The 17,696-nt window shown below is 63.9% G+C and carries 12 protein-coding genes; 8 read left to right on the forward strand and 4 right to left on the reverse strand.

The window, feature by feature from the left end:
- Nucleotides 1-79: 79 nt before the first annotated feature.
- From CLU86_RS09905 to CLU86_RS09925, 5 genes are all read left to right on the forward strand, one after another.
- Nucleotides 80-3,496, forward strand: coding sequence for a PAS domain-containing protein (locus tag CLU86_RS09905; protein WP_099741493.1), 3,417 nt, complete (start codon nt 80-82; stop codon nt 3,494-3,496).
- Nucleotides 3,497-3,630: 134 nt separating this feature from the next.
- Complete coding sequence (locus CLU86_RS09910) at nt 3,631-4,635, forward strand: tripartite tricarboxylate transporter substrate binding protein (protein ID WP_099741494.1); 1,005 nt, start codon at nt 3,631-3,633, stop codon at nt 4,633-4,635.
- A 223-nt stretch (nt 4,636-4,858) separates the two neighbouring features.
- The gene (locus CLU86_RS09915) at nt 4,859-5,524 is read left to right on the forward strand and encodes a response regulator (protein ID WP_099741495.1); all 666 of its coding nucleotides are present in this window, start codon (nt 4,859-4,861) and stop codon (nt 5,522-5,524) included.
- Between the two features lie 9 nt (nt 5,525-5,533).
- Nucleotides 5,534-6,985, forward strand: coding sequence for a sensor histidine kinase (locus tag CLU86_RS09920; RefSeq protein WP_099741496.1), 1,452 nt, complete (start codon nt 5,534-5,536; stop codon nt 6,983-6,985).
- Between the two features lie 30 nt (nt 6,986-7,015).
- Nucleotides 7,016-8,050 carry a tripartite tricarboxylate transporter substrate-binding protein gene (locus CLU86_RS09925; RefSeq protein WP_099741497.1) on the forward strand — a complete coding sequence of 345 codons (1,035 nt, stop codon included), beginning with the start codon at nt 7,016-7,018 and terminating at the stop codon, nt 8,048-8,050.
- A 34-nt stretch (nt 8,051-8,084) separates the two neighbouring features.
- Here the strand turns inward: CLU86_RS09925 and CLU86_RS09930 are convergent, their stop codons facing one another.
- From CLU86_RS09930 to CLU86_RS09945, 4 genes are all read right to left on the reverse strand, one after another.
- On the reverse strand, nt 8,085-9,410 hold the full coding sequence (locus CLU86_RS09930; RefSeq protein WP_099741498.1) for a hemolysin family protein: 1,326 nt from the start codon (nt 9,408-9,410) through the stop codon (nt 8,085-8,087).
- A 158-nt stretch (nt 9,411-9,568) separates the two neighbouring features.
- The gene (locus tag CLU86_RS09935) at nt 9,569-9,781 is read right to left on the reverse strand and encodes a DUF2788 domain-containing protein (RefSeq protein ID WP_099655904.1); all 213 of its coding nucleotides are present in this window, start codon (nt 9,779-9,781) and stop codon (nt 9,569-9,571) included.
- Nucleotides 9,778-10,626: a DUF2189 domain-containing protein gene (locus CLU86_RS09940; RefSeq protein ID WP_099658692.1), complete on the reverse strand. Its 849-nt coding sequence runs from the start codon at nt 10,624-10,626 to the stop codon at nt 9,778-9,780. The genes CLU86_RS09935 and CLU86_RS09940 overlap by 4 nt, the downstream gene beginning before the upstream one ends.
- Nucleotides 10,627-10,707: 81 nt before the next feature.
- Nucleotides 10,708-11,448 (reverse strand): HAD family hydrolase, encoded by a 741-nt coding sequence (locus CLU86_RS09945; RefSeq protein ID WP_099741499.1) that lies wholly within the window; start codon nt 11,446-11,448, stop codon nt 10,708-10,710.
- Nucleotides 11,449-11,507: 59 nt separating this feature from the next.
- Here CLU86_RS09945 and hemH point away from each other — a divergent pair, with 59 nt between their 5' ends.
- The 3 genes from hemH to CLU86_RS09965 all read left to right on the forward strand — a co-directional run bounded on the left by hemH (nt 11,508) and on the right by CLU86_RS09965 (nt 17,617).
- The gene (gene hemH, locus CLU86_RS09950) at nt 11,508-12,623 is read left to right on the forward strand and encodes a ferrochelatase (protein WP_099741500.1); all 1,116 of its coding nucleotides are present in this window, start codon (nt 11,508-11,510) and stop codon (nt 12,621-12,623) included.
- Nucleotides 12,624-12,779: 156 nt separating this feature from the next.
- Complete coding sequence (locus CLU86_RS23040) at nt 12,780-15,392, forward strand: Lon protease family protein (protein WP_233194920.1); 2,613 nt, start codon at nt 12,780-12,782, stop codon at nt 15,390-15,392.
- Between the two features lie 71 nt (nt 15,393-15,463).
- On the forward strand, nt 15,464-17,617 hold the full coding sequence (locus CLU86_RS09965) for a P-loop NTPase fold protein (RefSeq protein ID WP_099741501.1): 2,154 nt from the start codon (nt 15,464-15,466) through the stop codon (nt 17,615-17,617).
- Nucleotides 17,618-17,696: the final 79 nt, after the last annotated feature.

The raw sequence follows: 17,696 nt of genomic DNA on the forward strand, positions 1-17,696 counted from the left end.
TACTGGCCGAAACCCTGGGCTGCACAAAGGGCAAGCACGCTCTCTCCACTTTTCGGATGCCGCCCACCAGAGGTGCGCCATGAAAAAAAACCTTGTCCACTGGCGCACTCTGGGCGCCTTGATGTTGCTGGTGTTGGCCTGTGCGGCCTATTGGTGGCAGCTCCTGGGTCAGCAACGCGAGCAGATCGCCTTTACTCAAGAGCAGACCCAGCTGCGCGCTCAGCAAATATCGCGCACCCTGGCGGCGCAAATCGGTACGTTGATGGGCGGTATCGAATACCTGGCCCGCAACCTTGCCGTACTGTACGAAAGCGACCCCCAGCATGCCTTTCAGCTGGCGGCAGGCAACGCATTGGCCACCTTCCCAGCAGGCAGCATCTTGCAAATTGCGGTTGCTGCCGCCGACGGAAAAATCGTCTACTCCTCTCTGGCATCCAATGACGGGGCATCTGCCAGTGCCGTCTCTATTGAAGACAGAGCCCATTTTCAGGCCCACACACTGGACGCGGAAAAACGCCTCTACATCAGTCGCCCGACATTGGGACGCTTGTCAGGCCAATGGTCCGTGCAAATGTCCTACCCGCTGCAAAGCCAAGGTGCTTTTGGCGGCGTGGTGGTGCTGTCGGTCAACCCGGAGTACCTCTCACGCAATTTTCGGGAGGTCTTTGCCCAGGGCAAGGACGTGGCACTGCTAGTGCGTGCTGACGGCGCCTACCTCGCACGCTCGCACTTGCAAAGCGAAGTGCTGGACCAGAACATTCCCCCAGAGCGCGAATTCCTGACCCACCCGGAGCGCAGCAGTGGGCAGTACCAAATCCCAGCACCCATCGATGGCGTTGACCGGTTGTATGCCTGGCAGCGTTTGGCCAACTATCCACTGGTCGTGAGCGTGGGGCTAGGGCGCGACCAAGCCCTATCTGCCACGCAGCTTGCGGTGCGCGAAAGCCGCTGGCGCAACGCCCTGGGTACAGGCGTACTGCTGCTGGCGGCCACCTGGATTGCAGCGCTGTTTACCCGCCAAAAACAGGACCACGCACAACTGCAGCGCCACAAGCAGCGCTACAGCCTGGCGCTGGAGGGCGGCAAACTTGGCACCTGGTACTGGCCCCTGGGCGCTGACAGCGTGCAGTTTGATACGCGCTGGCCCAGCCTGCTCGGGCTTCCAGTACACGCCCAACAACTGAATCGACAACAGCTGGAGGCCTTCATGCACCCCAGCGACTGGCCCACCTGGCAAGAGGCATTGCAAGCCCATGCAAGGGGCGAGACGGATTACTTTGAAGCCGAACCCCGGCTGCGGCACCAAAGCGGCCAATGGATTTGGGTGCACCTGCGCGGAAAGCTGGTGGACCCAGATGCAATGGAGACGACGCCCCACATCGCTGGCACCTACCTGGATGTCACCCAACGGCATGAGGCGGAAGCCGCGCGCGCCGAGATGCAAATGCGCCTGTCCAAACTGCTGGCCCAGGTGCCAGGCACGGTGTACCAGTTCCGGCTGCGCACGGACGGCAGCGCCTGCTTTCCTTATGCCAGCCCAGGCATCATGGACATCTACGGCATCACGCCCGAACTGGCGCAAACCGATGCACACCAAGCATTTGCCAGTGTTCACCCAGAGGACATGGATCGGCTGGCGGCCAGCATCCGGCAGTCTGCAGACACGCTGGAGGCCTGGTCCTTTGAATGGCGCCAAATACGACCGGATGGCGAAGTCCGCTGGCTGGCGGGCAGAGCCAACCCCGAGCGTGAGCCCGATGGCAGCACCTTGTGGCACGGCTACATCCACGATGTGACCGAGCAACACGCCATGGTGGAGACGCTGCGCCGCAGCGAAGCCCGGCTGCGCCTGACCATGGCGGCCGTTCAAGACGGGCTGTGGGAGTGGGACACGCACTTCGACACCATCCTGATGGACACCCGTTGCCACGAAATCCTGGGCTATGCCACTCTGCCAGCGCCCCTGCATGTAAACACCTGGAAGCGCCTGGTACACCCTGACGACCGCCCGTCCGTGCTCACCACGCTGCAACGCCAAGTCGCTCTCGGACAGCCTTTTGACGTGGAGGCGCGCCTGCGCACCCAAGAAGGCACGTGGCGATGGGTGGAGATCAGAGGCCAGGTCGCCCCCGACGCCGCAGGGCGGTCGGCGCTGGTGATCGGTACACAGACAGACATCACCCAACGCATGCAGGAGGCTCACCTGCGCCGTGCGCTGCTCGACAACGCAGCGGCAGCCCTGCTCATCACCACCCCCGAGCGCACCATTGCGCTGGCCAATCAACGCGCAGTGGAAACCTTCTCGGAAGACGGCCTGCCCTTGCAAGGCCAAAGCACGCAGGCCCTGCACCGCCACGAAGCGTCTTACGCACAGTTTCGCCAATATGTGGACACCGTGCGCCTGCACGGCGCGGTGCAGGTGGAATACCTGCTGCGCACGGCCAGCGGCGCGCTGCGCTGGTTCTCGATGCGCGGCACGCCGCTGGACCCAGAACACCCCGAAGGTGACATTGTGTGGACGCTGGTGGACACCACCGAGCGGCGCGAAACGGAAGAGGCGCTGGCGACCGCCCAGGCCCATTTGCTGGAGGTGATTCAGCACTTCCCGGGTGGCGTGCTGGTGCAAAACCAGGCAGGCGACGCCGTGGTCATCAACCAGGCCATGTGCGATCTATTCAACGTGCCCGCGCGCTCCAAGGACCTGGTTGGCTACGATCGCGAGGCGCTGCTGGCACTGGTGCCCCCCGAAGCCAGGGCCGTGCTTCCCTCCCGCGAAAATCCGCACAACGAGGGCTCCAGTGCGAGCTATGAAGTCACCTTGCAAGACGGGCGCACCACACGCATCGACCTGATCCTGATGCGCACCGGACGGGGAGACGACCTGGGCAGGCTGTGGCTGGCACAAGACATCACCGAGCGCCGCCGCCACGAACGCACGCTGGAGCGGTTGGCCACCACAGACACACTCACCAGCTTGCCCAACCGGCGCGCCTTCATGGCCCGGCTGGAGGCAGAAATCACCCACATTGCCCATGGTGCCCCACCGGCCATGGTGCTGATGCTGGACCTGGACCACTTCAAACGGGTGAACGACACCTGGGGCCACGCCACGGGCGACCAGGTGCTCATGCACCTGGCCAAGCTGCTGCGCGGCAACCTGCTGCGCAAGGACGACATGGCCGGGCGCCTGGGTGGCGAAGAGTTTGCGGTACTGCTGCCCGACACCACCGTACCAGAGGGTCTGGGAATTGCGGAGCGCCTGCGCGCCGCGCTGGAGCAAAGCCAGATACTGAGCGACACGGGCCAGACCATTCGGGTCACCATGAGCGTGGGAGCCTGCACCGTGGGCACCCACTCGGGCAGCACCCTGGCCAGCGCCGATGCGGCGCTCTATGAAGCCAAGAACACCGGGCGCAACCGCGTCGTACAGGCACGAGCGGCCGGGACGGCTGCGCCTGACCAGCCCCACGGCGCCCCTGCAAAGTCGCCACACTGACAGCATTCCGAAAGCTAGCGCGCGGCAACATGCTCTGGATTTCAGGCGTTGCTGAACTCCGCCCATCATGGACGACCAAGGCAAGCCACGCCATCATTCACCACCACATCACAACAACACCAGGAGACAAGACCATGTTGGAAAACACCCCTTCCCTTCACCCCACAAGACGCCAGTGGCTGGGCACAGGCTCTGCCTTGGCCCTGGGCGGCCTGCTGCCGTCCCTGGCCTCTGCACAAGCAGCCTGGCCCAGCAAGTCGGTGCGCTTTGTCGTGCCCTTTGCCCCCGGCGGTAGCTCTGAAATCGTGGCGCGCTCCACGGCGGCCGAGCTGTCCAAAACCCTCGGTCAGAGCGTGTTCGTGGACAACAAGCCGGGCGCGGCAGGCAACATTGCCATGTCGGAAGTGGCACGCGCTGAAGACCAGCACACCCTCATCCTGGGCCACATCGGTACCCTGGCGGTCAACCCGTTCATCTTTGACAAGCTGCCCTACGACGCCAACAAGGACTTCAAGCCCGTGAGCCTGCTGGCCAAGGTGCCCAGCCTGTACGTGGTGCACCCCGATGTGCCGGTGAAAAATCTCAAGGAATTCATTGCTTACGCCAAGAAGAACCCCGGCAAGCTCAGCTACGGGTCTGCGGGCAATGGCAGTGCGGGCCACCTGGCGTTTGAATACCTGAAGATGACGGCCGATCTGTTCATGTTGCACGTGCCCTACCGCGGCACCGGCCCCATGATGACCGACCTGCTGTCGGGCCGCCTTGAGGCTTCGGCCGTGGGCGCAGCCGCCATGTTGCCGTTCATCAAATCCGGCAAAGTGCGCTGCATTGCCACAGGCTCAGCCAAGCGGTTGCCGCAGTTGCCCGATGTTCCAACCGTGGCAGAGCAAGGCTTTCCGGGGTTTGAGATGACACAGTGGTACGGCATGCTCGCGCCTGCCAACATGCCTGCCGCCAACCTCGACAAGCTCTCAGCAGAGACCATGAAAGCCGTCAAGGCCCCTGCATCGCTGGAGCGGCTCAACGCCGATGCGGCAGAGGCCATTGGCGGCACACCGGCACAATTTGCGCAGTTCATCGCCGCTGAGCAATTGCGCTGGAAGAAAGTGCTGCTGCGCGCCAAGGTCAAACCAGATTAACCCCCTGAGCCGCTTCGCGTTTTCCCCCTTTCTCTCGCCCCGCTGCGCGAGTCGGGAAGGGGGACGCAGCCAGTGCGGCGAGGCGGCCCTTGCACGGCTGCCTGGCCTGGACAGCGCCTGCTCGCAAGCTGACTGCTGGCGCTTGCGGGCCGGTCCGCGTTGAATGGTCCACTGCAGCATGCAAGCGCTACGCCATCCGCACAAACGGTAGCATCGCCCCATCATGCGCATCCTTTTGGCCGAAGACGAACACAGCCTGGGCACCTGGCTCAGCCGTGCGCTGGAGCACGCAGGTATTCAGGTCGAGTGGGTGACCGATGGGCGCATGGCCGACCGGGCACTGCAGCAATCAGACTACGACGCGCTGGTGCTGGACCTGGGGCTGCCAGGGCTGGACGGGCAGACCGTGTTGCAGCGCCTGCGCGAACGCGATCAGCGTTTGCCCGCACTGATCCTGACGGCCCGCAGCTCACTGGAAGAGCGCGTGCGCTCGCTCAACGCCGGTGCCGATGATTTTTTGGCCAAACCCTTCGAGCTGGCCGAGCTGGAGGCGCGACTGCATGCCCTGGTGCGCCGCGCGCGCGGCACCGAGCACCCGCGCCTGGCCTGCGGGTCGCTGGTGTACGACAGCGCCCGCAAGCAGTTCACACTGCAAGGCGCGCCCCTGCCCCTATCACCCCGCGAGCAGGCGGTGCTGCGGGTGCTGGTGCAGCGCAGTGGCGAGCCTTTTTCCAAACAACAGATTCTGGACCGCGTCTTCTCGGACGACGAGGACGTTCACCCCGAAGCCGTGGAGGTGTTTGTGCACCGACTGCGCAAACGCCTGGAGGGCAGCGGCGTGCGCATCACCACCCTGCGAGGGTTGGGCTACGCGCTGGAGTGCGACTGAATGCGGCCGATGCCACAGGCCACCGGGGTGCAGAAGGCACCGCCGCAGCCCCACAGGCAGCGCCCCCGCACCCGGCTGTGGCAACGCTTGGCACTGGTGCTGCTCCCTCTTTTGGCGCTGGTCACGGCGCTAGAGCTATGGATGACACGCCACGACGCCCTCGAAGCCGCCAATGCAGCCTATGACCGTTCGCTATTGGGGGCACTCAAGGCCATTGATGCAGGCATATCGACTGCGTCGGGCGGGCTGTCGGCCGAACTGCCTTACAGCATGCTCGAATTTTTTGAGCTGACCGCCAGCGGCTCGGTGTATTTCCGCGTGGCGTCCTCCGATGCGCTGGTTGAGCTGGGCAATGCCGATTTGCCCCTGCCACCGGACCCCTTGGCACCCGGCGTTCCGCGCTTTTACGACGCCAGCTATTTTGGCGAATCGCTGCGGCTGGTGGCCTACCAGCGCCCCACGCCGTCCACCGCCTTCGCCGCAGAGGCTGCGCCAGGGGTTTTGGTGCAGGTGGGGGAAAGCACGCAGTCGCGCCAGGATTTCACCCAGCGGTTTGTGCGCCGCGCAGCACTGCGCGACGGATTGATCCTGGCGCTGATGGTGCTGGGCTCTGCAGGCACGCTGGCCTTGGCGCTGCGCCCCTTGGCCCGTCTGGCGCAAGAAGTGCAAGACCGCAGCCCCGAAGACCTGGACCCGATCGCCCCCCAAGACTTGCCCGCCGACATCCTGCCGCTGGTCTCGGCAGTCAACCAACACATGGCGCGCAGCCAAGCGCTGATTGCGCAGCAGCGCCAGTTTTTGGACGATGCCTCGCACCAGTTGCGCACGCACCTGACCACTTTGCAAATGCAGATCGACTGCGCCCGGCGCGAGCCCGACACTGCAACCGTGCAGAGCACGCTGGAAGCCCTGGGCGCAGAAATATCCCGCGCCACGCGCAGCACGCAGCAGCTGCTGGCCCTGGGCCGCAGCGATACGGCGGCCCTTGACTGCACCCCCATGGATTTGGCCGCCCTGCTGCGCAGCGTGGCGCTGGAGCTGCTGCCTCAGGCCCGCGCCAAGCACATTGACTTTGGCATCCACCCTCCATCGCCATCGCGCAATATGGCGATGGCAGATGCCCAACTGATGCGCGAGGCCCTGACCAACCTGGCCGCAAATGCCATTGCCTACACACCGGCGGGCGGCACGGTCACACTGGCAGCCGCTGGCGATGATCTGGGCTGGAGCCTGAGCGTGGAAGACGACGGGCCTGGTTTGAGCGAGGAAGAACGCGCCACACTGGGCCAGCGCTTTCGGCGGGGAGCACAAGCCAAGGCGCCTGGATCAGGGCTGGGGCTGGCCATCGCACGCTCCATTGCGCAGCGGCACCAGGGCACACTGCGGTTGCAGGCGCGCGAGTATGGCCCAGGGCTGCGGGTATTGGTGTGGTGGCCCGCACCGGCCCCCAACGGGGCGTGACCATAATCAGGCTCCCAGCCCACCCGCCCCATGTTTGCGCCCACCCACCAGCCCCTCACTCCATCGCGCCGCCAAGCCCTGCAAGCCGCCGCTGCCGCGCTGCTGCCCTGCGGCAGTTGGGCCGCAGATGCCGTGGCCCCATTCGCAGGCGCTGAATGCATTGCCCCCTCCAAGCCCGGTGGCGGCTTTGATCTGACTTGTGCTGTGGCATCACAGGCCATCGCCAGGGTACGGCCCCAGGCCAACGCGCTGCACACCCGCTACCTGCCGGGGGGCATCGGGGCCGTGGCATTTGACCAGGCTGCCAGCGGGCGGCTGGGGGGACCGGGCACCCTGGTGGCGTTTTCCAGCGGGTCGCTGCTCAACATTGCGCAAGGCCGCTTTGGCCCCCACCCGGTGCAGGCCGTGCGCTGGATTGCCACCTTGGGCACCGACTACGGTGTGGTTGCCGTGCACCGCGACAGCCCCCACCAAAGCCTGCCGCAGCTGGTGCGAGCCCTGCGCGAAGCGCCCTCTAAGCTGGTGTTTGGCGCTGGTGGCACCCTGGGCAGCCAGGACTGGATGAAAGCCGCACTGCTGGTGCGGGCCGCAGATCAAGACCCGCGCAAGATGCGCTTTGTGTCATTTGAAGGTGGTGGCGAAGCCATCAAGGCGCTGGAAAGCGGCCACCTGGGCGTGTTCACCGGCGATGCAGCAGAAGCCATGAAGGCCCTGTCCAAAGGCGCCCAGTTCAAGCTGCTGGCGGTGCTCGCCCCGGCCCGGCTCCCGGGGCGGCTGCGCGATGTGCCCACGGCCACCGAGCAAGGCGTGGCGCTGGTGTGGCCCACCGTGCGGGGCGTTTATATGGCAGCAGGCACGCCTGATGCCGCTGTGGCCGCATGGACGGCTGCCTTTGAACAAGCCCACAGCGCCCCAGGTTACGCCGCGCTGTGCCAGGAGCATGGCCTGGCCCCCCACCGCCTGACGGGAGCGGCACTGGAGGCATTTGTGCAAAAAAGTGTAGAGGACTACCGAGCGCTGGCCAAGGAACTAGGGCTGCGGTTGTGGAAGGCCCCCGCGCCCTGACCCGTTCCACAGGGAACATTGGGCTTGAAAGACCTCAGGCCGCAGGCTCGGCGCTGTCTGCAGGAGCATCGTCCGTGGTTTGCATGCGGGTGGCCAGCACCTTGTCGATGGTCTTGCCATCCATGTCCACCACTTCAAGCTTCCAGTTTTCCCACTGCACGGTGTCTGTCACCTTGGGCAGGCGGCCCGTCAGCAGCATCACCATGCCACTGAGGGTGTGGTAGCGGCCGCGCTCTTCCTCAGGCACGGCGTCCAAGTTCAGGCGGTCCTTCAACTCAGGCACGGGAATGTGCCCGTCCAGCAGCCAACTGCCATCTTCGCGCTGCAGCGCCCACGAGGTCTCGGGGTCGCGTGGCTGAAACTCGCCGGTGATCGCTTCAATCAGATCTTGCAGCGTGACAATGCCCTGCACTTCGCCGTATTCGTCAATGACGAAAGCCATGTGCACATCCGACAGGCGGAAGTTGTCCAGCAACTCCATGCCCGTGATGGTCTCAGGCACATACAGCGCGGTCTGCAAGGGCTGGTCGGTCAGGGTGTGCTTGGGGTCGCGCAGCGCACGAGACAGCCACTGCCGCGCATTGATCACGCCCTGCAAGTGGTCCATGCCACCACGCACCACCGGAAAGCGGGCGTGGTCCGAGTCTTCAATGCGGCGCAGGTTTTCCTCAAACGGTGCGTCCAGGTCCAGGCAAACCACATCGCCGCGCGGCACCATGAGCGAGCCAATCTGGCGGTCATCCAGGCGAAACACGTTGCGCACCATGGTGTGCTCGTGCGATTCGATCACTCCGGCAGTGGTGCCCTCCACCAGCATGGCGTGGATCTCTTCTTCCGTCACGGGGCTGCCGCTGGTTTCCTTCACGCCCAGCAAGCGCAGCAGCATGCGGGTAGAGCCCGAGAGCAACAACACAAAAGGCTTGGTGGCCAACGCCAGCAGATGGATGGGGCGCGCCACCAAACGGGCAAAGGTTTCGGGGTAAGACTGCCCGATGCGCTTGGGCACCAACTCGCCCACCACGATGGAGAAATAGGTGATGAGCAACACCACCAGGCCCGTGGCCGCGTAGCCGCCATAAGGCGCAGGCACGCCCACAGAGGCCAACCAGATCGCCAAAGGCTCGGCCAAAGCGGCCTCACCGACGATACCGTTGAGCACGCCAATCGACGTGATACCGATCTGGATGGTGGAGAGAAAACGCGTGGGGTCTTCCCCCAGTTTGACGGCGGCGGCTGCGCCGTTGTCGCCCTCATCAATCAACTTTTGCAGCCGGGCCTTGCGCGCTGTAACAAGCGCAATCTCCGACATGGCAAAGACCCCATTGAGGCAGATGAGGGCGAACAGTATTGCTATTTCCATAAGAAGGGTGCCGAACGCACCCTGTGTACCAAGAAGCTATTGATTGTAAGAAACTCTGCAAAACGCTCATGAAAAGCACGCAGATACATGCACGTTGTGGCACGCAAGAAACATGCTTGGCTGGGCCTGCGACCGATATCGAGCCCCCTGAACAGAACTTACCGCTCAAGCCACCACTGGATGACCACCTTGGCCAAAAAACCGATGAACCCTACGCCCAAGCCTAGAAACAGCACAAAGGTGCCAAAGCGCCCCGCCTTGGACTCCCACGCCAGCTGGCCAATGATGAACAGCATGTACAGGATGAAAGCCCCCACCCCGTAGGTGAGGAAGAAGCCCGAAATTTGCGCTTCGGTAAAACCAAAAATCACGATGCCACTCCACTGCGTTGCCCTTGGGGTGCCGAGGTATCACGCAGCGGCAGGCTCGAAGCGTCCACCAGATCGCGATAGGCATGCCAGCTGGCATGGCCCAGCATGGGCATCACAAAAATCAGCCCCAGCAGCAAGGAGCCCAGCCCCAGCAGCGTAAAGCCCAAAATCAAAGCCGCCCAGAACGCCATGGGCAGCGGGTTGGCCACCACCACCTGCCAGCTGGTCAACACGGCCAGGCGCAGCGATGCCCGCCGGTCCAGCAGCAGCGGCATGGCCACCACGCTCGACGCAAAAATGGGCGCCGCCAGCAGGCTGCCCAGCGCCAACCACCACTCAAACAGCCAGCCATCGTTGGCCAGCACCACATGGCGCATGAAGTCCATGGGTGTGTTCACGGGCACCGGCGTCAGCAGCGTGATAAACGCCGCAGAGGTCAGCACCCAGCCCGTGGCCGCCAGCGCCAGCAACGAGCCGAACTGCACCATGCACCAGTAGTCGTTGCCCCATTTGTTGATGTGGCTGTTTTGCCAGTTGAACCAGGTCTTGAGCACCACAGCCATGCCTGCGGGCTGGCGCTGCTCCAGCGCCCGGCTCAGGGCATACAGGCTGGTGGCCAGCACCGGCGCCACCACCATGAAGCCCGACAAAGCCCCTGCCAGCAACCAAAAGCGGTTGTGCGCCAGGGCCAGGATCACGCCACCCAACGCCGTCAATGCCAAGCCGTGGGCAAAGCTGATCCAGCCAGCGCGGGCCATGTCACGCCAAGCCAGCACCAGCCACGTCATGGGCTGCATGAGGCCAATGGTGCGCACCTGCGGCAAGGGAAGGGGTGTTTTGGGCATGGCGGTTTCACCAATCGTCAAGCTAAACAGTCGAACAAATAGAGGAGCAAGGCAGGCTGCTGAACCGGGCCATTTCGGCCATCAACCCAGCAAACGGCACAGGTGGGTGAGGCTGCTCACGGTGGCGTGGGGCTGGGCGCCGTGCGGCCACGCCTGCCCGGCGGCGTTCAACCACACCGCTTGCATGCCCGCGCCAAGCGCGCCCAGGGCGTCGGCCGTGGCGTCGTCGCCCACGTGCAGCACCTCGTGCGGCTGCACCTGCACGGCACGGGCGGCTTCCTGAAAAATGCGCACATCCGGCTTGGGGGCGCCAAAGTCTTTGGCATTGATGCTGGCCTTGAAGTAATGCCCAATGCCTACGCGGTGCACATCGGCGTTGCCGTTGGACAAAGCCACCACCGGGTAGCGGGCTGACAAAAAGGCCAGCGTGTCGTGCGCGTCGTCAAACAACTCCACGCGCTGGCGCTGGTCAAAAAACACATCGAAGGCCGGCTCGGCCAGCGTGGGCTCGTCCCCCGCCTGCACCAGCGCCATTCGGATGGATTCACGGCGCAAGGCACTCAGGTCGTGCTCCAGATCAGGCCGCAGGTGCACCATCTGGTTGCGAATGGCGCGCAGCGCATCGGTGTTGGCAAACAACCTGGCCGTGGCCGGTGCATGTAACGCCAACCACTGCAGCAGCACCTCTTCGGCTTTGGCAATGGTGGGCCAGATGGGCCACAGGGTGTCGTCCAGGTCGATGGAGATGGCGCGCACGCGGCCTACGTCCAGCGCCGGGGCTGGGTGGGCGGTTTGATGCGCATCAAGAGGTGGGGCAAGCATAGGTGCCTGAGAATACTCCACCGCCGCGCCAGCCCCGGCGCATTTGCCACAATCGGCGCATGCGATCTCCCTTCCGACCAGAACCCCCCTACACCCATGGCCAACCCGAGCGCACCGCTGTGCTGCTGTGCAACCTGGGCACGCCCGATGAGCCCACCGCCCCGGCGCTGCGGCGCTACCTGGGCCAGTTCCTGTCGGACCACCGCGTGGTGGAGATTCCCAAACCCCTGTGGATGCTGATCCTGCACGGCATCATCCTGCGGGTGCGGCCCGCCAAGTCGGCCGCCAAATACGCCAGCGTGTGGACGCCCGAGGGCTCGCCCCTGGCGGTGTGGACGGCCAAGCAGGCCACGCTGCTGCGCGGCTGGCTGGGCGAAGCCGGGCACAACGTGCTGGTGCGCCACGCCATGCGCTACGGCAACCCCTCCATTGCCAGCCAGCTCGATGCCCTCAAGGCCGAGGGGGCCACACGCATCCTGATCCTGCCGCTGTACCCGCAATACTCCGGCACCACCACCGCCAGCGTGTTTGACGCGGTCTACACCTGGGCCGCCCGCACCCGCAACGTGCCTGAGCTGCGCTTTGTGAACCACTACCACGACGACACCGGCTACATCGACGCCCTGGCCCGCACCGTGGAAACCCACTGGCGGCACAACGGCCAGCCCGACCAGCTGGTGATGAGCTTTCACGGCGTGCCCGAGCGCACCCTGCACCTGGGCGACCCCTACCACTGCGAATCGCGCAAAACCGGCCGCCTGCTGGCCGAGCGCCTGGGCCTGCGCGAAGACCGCTACCAGATCACCTTCCAGTCGCGCTTTGGCAAGGCCAAGTGGCTGGAGCCCTACACCCAGCCCACGATCGAAGCCCTGGCCCAAAAAGGCACCCGCCGCGTGGACGTGATCTGCCCCGGCTTTACCAGCGACTGCCTGGAAACGCTGGAAGAAATCAACATGGAAGTGCGCGAGGCCTTTTTGCACCACGGGGGCAAGGAGTTCCACTACATCCCGTGCCTGAACGACAACAGCCACTGGATCACGGCCCTGAGCCGCGTGGCCCAGCAGCACCTGCAGGGCTGGCCCACCCAGGTGATGCCAGACGCTGCCCTGCAAGACCGGCGGCAGCACGCATTGGCTGGCGGTGCGCCCCAGGGCCGCTGCCCGGTGGCACACTGAGCCCCACTGCGGTAGCGCCCGGCCTTCCGGCCCCGGCTCTGTCGCTACAAAAACAATAGCTGCCTGCGCTTTTTTCATAAGCGCTAGCGGCCATTTTCATTATCAACCTGCCGCTGCGGGCTTGCACCAGCCCCGACAGCGGCCCCCACGCTGCCCATGCCCGCTCACGCCCTCTCTGCCCCGCAACTGCGCCTGACCATTGACCCCGTCACCCTGGGCTTTGCCAGCACGGCCGAGCTGCAAGACCTGCCCCTGCCCTGGATTGGGCAGGAGCGCGCCCAGGCCGCCGCACAGTTTGGCCTGCAGATGGCCCAGCCCGACTACCACCTGTTTGTGCTGGGCGAAGTGGGCAGTGGCCGCGCCTCGCTCATGCGGCAGGCCATGCACACCGCAGCCGCCTTGCGCCCCGTGCCGCCCGACCTGTGCTACCTGCACAACTTTGAATCGCCCGAGCACCCGCGCGCCCTGCGCCTGCCCGCAGGCCAGGGCCGCGTGTTGCGCCGCGCCATGGCCGAGCTGGCCAAAGCCCTGCAGACCGACATCCCCCGCCACCTGACAAGCCCCGACTTCCGCGCCCAGGCCCGCAGCATCGAGCAAGCCTACGAAGCGCAGGAGGCGCAGGCCTTTGCCACCCTGCAAGCCTTTGCGCAGGCGCGGCAGTTCCAGCTCTCGCGCACCGATGAAGACGGCGGGCACCTGGTCTTTACCCTCACCGGGGCCAACGGCGAGCCGCTGACAGAGAGCGAAGCCCGCGCACTGCCGCCCGAGCAGCGCGCCCGCATTGACGAAGCCGAGCAGGCACTTCGCAACGAAATCGTGGCCTTTGCGCAAACCCTGCGCCCCCTGGAGCGCACCCGCGACGACGCGCTGACCGACCTGCGCCGCCGCACCGTGCGCCCCGTGGTGCAACAGGCGCTGAACGCCGTGCGCGCCGCCGTGCCTGAGCAACCCGAGCCCCTGCCCGCCTGGCTGCAACAGGTAGAGCGCGAACTGCTCAACCACCTGCACTGGTTTGAACTGGCCGACCTGACCTCTTCCGGCAACCCAGGCAACACCAGCAGTTCCGGCAACTCTGGCAAAGACACACGTTCAGCCCCGGGCAACGAGCGCAGCGACCGTGATTACCGCGATCACCGCGACAACCGCGCCAATGACGAGGAAGACGACAACAACCGGAACAACCAGGATGACGACGCGCAAGACGCGCTGGACCACCTGCTGCACCTGTGCCAGGTCCATCTGGCGGTAGACCACCACGGCCAGGCCGGTGCGCCCGTCATCGTGGAAGACAACCCCCAGCACCGCACCCTGTTTGGCAGCATCGAATCGCGCCACGACGGCGACACACCCCAGGCCGACTACACCGGCATCCGCGCAGGCAGCCTGCTGCGCGCGCACGGCGGCTTCTTGCTGCTGCACCTGCACGACCTGACGCATGAAGAAGGCCTGTGGGCGCGCCTGCGGCGCTTTCTGCGCTGCAACCGCCTGCACATTGACGAGGCCACCAGCGGTGCCAGCGCAGGTGCGCCCGTGGCCCTGCAGCCCGAGGCGGTGCAGGTCGATGTGAAGATCGTGCTCATCGGCACCGTGGACGAGTACTACGCCCTGCAAGAGGCCGACCCCGACACCGCCCGCCGTTTTCGTGCCAAGGTGGACTTTGTGGAGCGCTTTACCGCCAGCCCCGCCACCCGCCTGGCCAGCGCCATCTTTGTGGCCCACAGCTGCAAACGCCGGGGCCTGCCCCACTTTGGCGCGCCCGCCGTAGCCCTGCTGCTGGAGCAAGCCCACCGCGAGGCCGACGACCAGGGCCGCCAAAGCGCCCAGTTCGGCCACATCGAAGCCCTGCTGATGGAAGCCGCCGCCCTGTGCCAGGCCCGTGGTGGCACGCTGGTAGAGCCCGCCGACGTGCACGCCGCCCAGCAGGCCCGCACCCTGCGCCACAACTACCCTGAAGAAGAACTACACGAATCCATCGTCGAAGGCGAGCGCCTCATCACCCTCACCGGCAGCGCCGTGGGGCAGATCAACGCCCTCACGCAAATTGACCTGGGCGACTACCGCTTTGGCTTCCCCGTGCGCATCACCGCCCGCACCTTTGCGGGGCAAGAAGGCCTGCTCAACATCGAGCGCGAGGTCGACATGTCCGGCCCCATCCACGACAAAGGCGTGCTCATCCTGCACAGCTACCTCACCGCGCTGTTCAGCCATGTGGCACCGCTGGCGCTCAACGCGTCTATCGTGTTTGAGCAGGAATACAGCGGCATCGAAGGTGATTCGGCCTCGTGCGCCGAGCTGTATGCGCTGCTGTCCAGCCTGTCAGGCCTGCCGCTGCGCCAGGGCATCGCCATCACCGGCGCACTCAACCAGCATGGCGAGGTGCTGCCCGTGGGCGGCATCAACGAAAAAATCGAAGGCTGGTTCCGCGCCTGCCACACCGCGGGGCTGGACGGCACGCAAGGCGTACTCATCCCCGCCCGCAACCAGCGCCACCTGATGCTCAGCCGCGCCGTGCTGGACGCCGTGGAACGCGGGCTGTTCCACGTCTACACCATGCAGCATGTGAGCGAAGGCATTGCGCTGCTGACGGGCGAGGCTTCGGGCATGAGCCCGGCGGAGCTGGTGCAGGCGCAGGCTGATGAGCTGGCCGGAGGCGCGGCTACGATGGAAGATACGGTGATGCAGCGGGCGGAGCAAACGCTGCGGGCGTATCGGAGGGCTTGTCAGGTGGCGGGGGGTGCGCGTAGGGGGCGTGGGGGGCGTGGGAGATAGGCGGGTCTGTGGCCCTGGGCTTTGGGTATGCCCGCATGAAAATGCGCTGATGTGAGGCATCGAGAGAAACAATGAAATACGAAGCAAAGCTCAGTTCTGATGTCCCAGTGACCAATCCTAAGCAGGATGCATACGGATTCACTGAATTTGCAAAGAACGTATCCAAGGCTATTCGAGTGACGCCCAGCCCTCAGGGGCTTGTGATGGCAATCAACGGCCCCTGGGGTTCCGGCAAATCCAGCCTACTCAACTTGATCAAGTTCGAACTGAGTACGGTGTACGAAAGCGACTGTCCGATCATCATTGACTTCAATCCCTGGTGGTTCAATGGACGAGATCAACTGGCTGCCCAATTCCTGTCGTTATTTGGAATCAAGCTTCGAAACGAATCGCCCGGACTGTTGAAGATCGGAGAACTGATGGCGGAGTACTCCGGGGCACTCTCCAAAGCCGTCGCGTTGTCGACGGGCATTCCGTGGATTGACTGTCCGGTAAATGCCCTGCTGAAGTTGCTCAAGCGCAGGCCCAAGGAAGTACCCCAGCTAAAGGAGGAAATTTCTAAGCTTTTGCGCGAGTCTCCTCGGCGCATCCTTTTTATCGTCGATGACCTTGATCGACTCACACCGGAAGAGATTCGAGAAGTCTTCAAGGTGGTCAAGGCCCTCGCCGACTTTCCGAACGTTATCTACCTCTTGTCGTTCGACAAGGTTGCGGTCGCTGATGCTTTGAGCAGATCGCTGGGCATCGATGGGAGCTCGTACCTGGAGAAGATCGTCCAAGCTTCATTTGCGCTCCCGGCCGTTGGCAGCAATCGGCTGCAAAACAAACTGTTCGGTGATTTAGACCGCATCGTAGAAGCTGTCCCTTCCGCTGAGTTCGACTCGACCTACTGGGGCAACGTCTACTTCGACGGGTTGGATCACTTCATTGCCAAGCCGCGCGACATAGTTCGCGTAGTCAACGCCTTGGCGGTGACCTATCCTCCCGTCGCGGGAGAAGTCAATCCAGTCGATTACATCGCACTGGAGTTTCTCCGCGTTTTTCAACCTACAGCATACAACTCTATTCGCGACAACAAGGATATGTTCGCAGGCGTACTGGCGCGGGAGGGAGGGCGTGACGACGTCAAGGCATTCCACCAAAGCTGGCTCGCATCTCTGAACGATCGCGATCGCGCCCCTGTCACAGCGTTGGTGGAGCGCATCTTCCCGAAAGTGGAGTCCGCTCTTGGACGGATGGGGTATGGAAGTGATTTCTTGCCCGTTTGGCGCAAGTCCCTTCGCGCCTGCTCGCCGGAACTCTTCGACATCTATTTTCAGTTCGGAGTACCTGATGAGCATCTAACGCAAGCCGAGCTAATGAAGCTTCTTGAGTTGTCCGGCGATCTTCCCGTTTTGGTCGAAACCCTCAAGGCTGCTGCGCGGGTAACGCGAACTGATGGTCGCTCGAAGGCCAGAGACTACGTCGTCCGTCTGACGCAGTTGACTGAAGATGAGATCACAGTCAATCAAGCGGAGCGTTTTTTGCAGGCAATCTTCGCCATAGACGAGGATCTTTTAACTCCGGGAGATGAGCGTGGCGGCATGATGTCGATCCCGAACGCTTGGCGCATGATGTGGCTGATGAAGCGCCTGCTTGAGCGGATTCCTGAGGGTAATCGGACTGCTCTACTTCAGCGCTGTATTCGCGAAGGCCACTCCTACTGGGCAATGGTCAACGTGGTCGGTCAGCTGGTCGACGCTCTGACCGATCCGTCCAAGAAGGATGACTGGATGGCAGGGCTTTCAGAAGATATGGTCGGTGCCATGAAGGCGAGCGTCGTAGAAAGAATCCATACGGCAAATCTGCACGCTTTGCTTGCAAGCGAAGATGCCAGCCTTATTCTTTTCAATTGGTACCGCTGGGACGAGCCAGCAGCTGTCCGCGCCAAGCTGCTGCCAGTGCTGGATGACGCATCTTTGCTGGAAAGACTTCTCCCGCGCTTCCTAGGCACGGGGAGCAGCTACGTCTGGGGAGATAGGGTATCCAAGACAACTTATCACCTCGATCCGAGAGACTTGGAGCAATACTTCAACCTTGACGAGTTGCTGGTTCGGGTTGAAGCCTTGCTGCCGACACTGAAGGCCGGTTCGCCGACCTGCATTGCCGCGCAGCGATTCATCCTGGGCATGGAGCGCGTGAAGGCGGGGTTGCCCACAGGTCGTAATGTGCCCGGCGGCGACTGAACGTGCGTGCGCCACGCTACTTGCGGTTTCAGCCACATCGCGTAGCACACGCGGCCCGCGAGCGAATCAAATGCCGCAA

Source organism: Acidovorax sp. 62 (genome assembly GCF_002754495.1).
Taxonomy (GTDB): domain Bacteria; phylum Pseudomonadota; class Gammaproteobacteria; order Burkholderiales; family Burkholderiaceae_C; genus Acidovorax.

Excerpts from the sequence above, each read along its gene's own strand:
- CLU86_RS09905 (WP_099741493.1), top strand. The coding sequence starts at position 80 with ATGAAAAAAAACCTTGTCCACTGGCGCACTCTGGGCGCCTTGATGTTG.
- CLU86_RS09910 (WP_099741494.1), top strand. The coding sequence starts at position 3,631 with ATGTTGGAAAACACCCCTTCCCTTCACCCCACAAGACGCCAGTGGCTG.
- CLU86_RS09915 (WP_099741495.1), top strand. The coding sequence starts at position 4,859 with ATGCGCATCCTTTTGGCCGAAGACGAACACAGCCTGGGCACCTGGCTC.
- CLU86_RS09920 (WP_099741496.1), top strand. The coding sequence starts at position 5,534 with ATGCCACAGGCCACCGGGGTGCAGAAGGCACCGCCGCAGCCCCACAGG.
- CLU86_RS09925 (WP_099741497.1), top strand. The coding sequence starts at position 7,016 with ATGTTTGCGCCCACCCACCAGCCCCTCACTCCATCGCGCCGCCAAGCC.
- CLU86_RS09930 (WP_099741498.1), bottom strand. The coding sequence starts at position 9,410 with ATGGAAATAGCAATACTGTTCGCCCTCATCTGCCTCAATGGGGTCTTT.
- CLU86_RS09940 (WP_099658692.1), bottom strand. The coding sequence starts at position 10,626 with ATGCCCAAAACACCCCTTCCCTTGCCGCAGGTGCGCACCATTGGCCTC.
- CLU86_RS09945 (WP_099741499.1), bottom strand. The coding sequence starts at position 11,448 with ATGCTTGCCCCACCTCTTGATGCGCATCAAACCGCCCACCCAGCCCCG.
- hemH (WP_099741500.1), top strand. The coding sequence starts at position 11,508 with ATGCGATCTCCCTTCCGACCAGAACCCCCCTACACCCATGGCCAACCC.
- CLU86_RS23040 (WP_233194920.1), top strand. The coding sequence starts at position 12,780 with ATGCCCGCTCACGCCCTCTCTGCCCCGCAACTGCGCCTGACCATTGAC.
- CLU86_RS09965 (WP_099741501.1), top strand. The coding sequence starts at position 15,464 with ATGAAATACGAAGCAAAGCTCAGTTCTGATGTCCCAGTGACCAATCCT.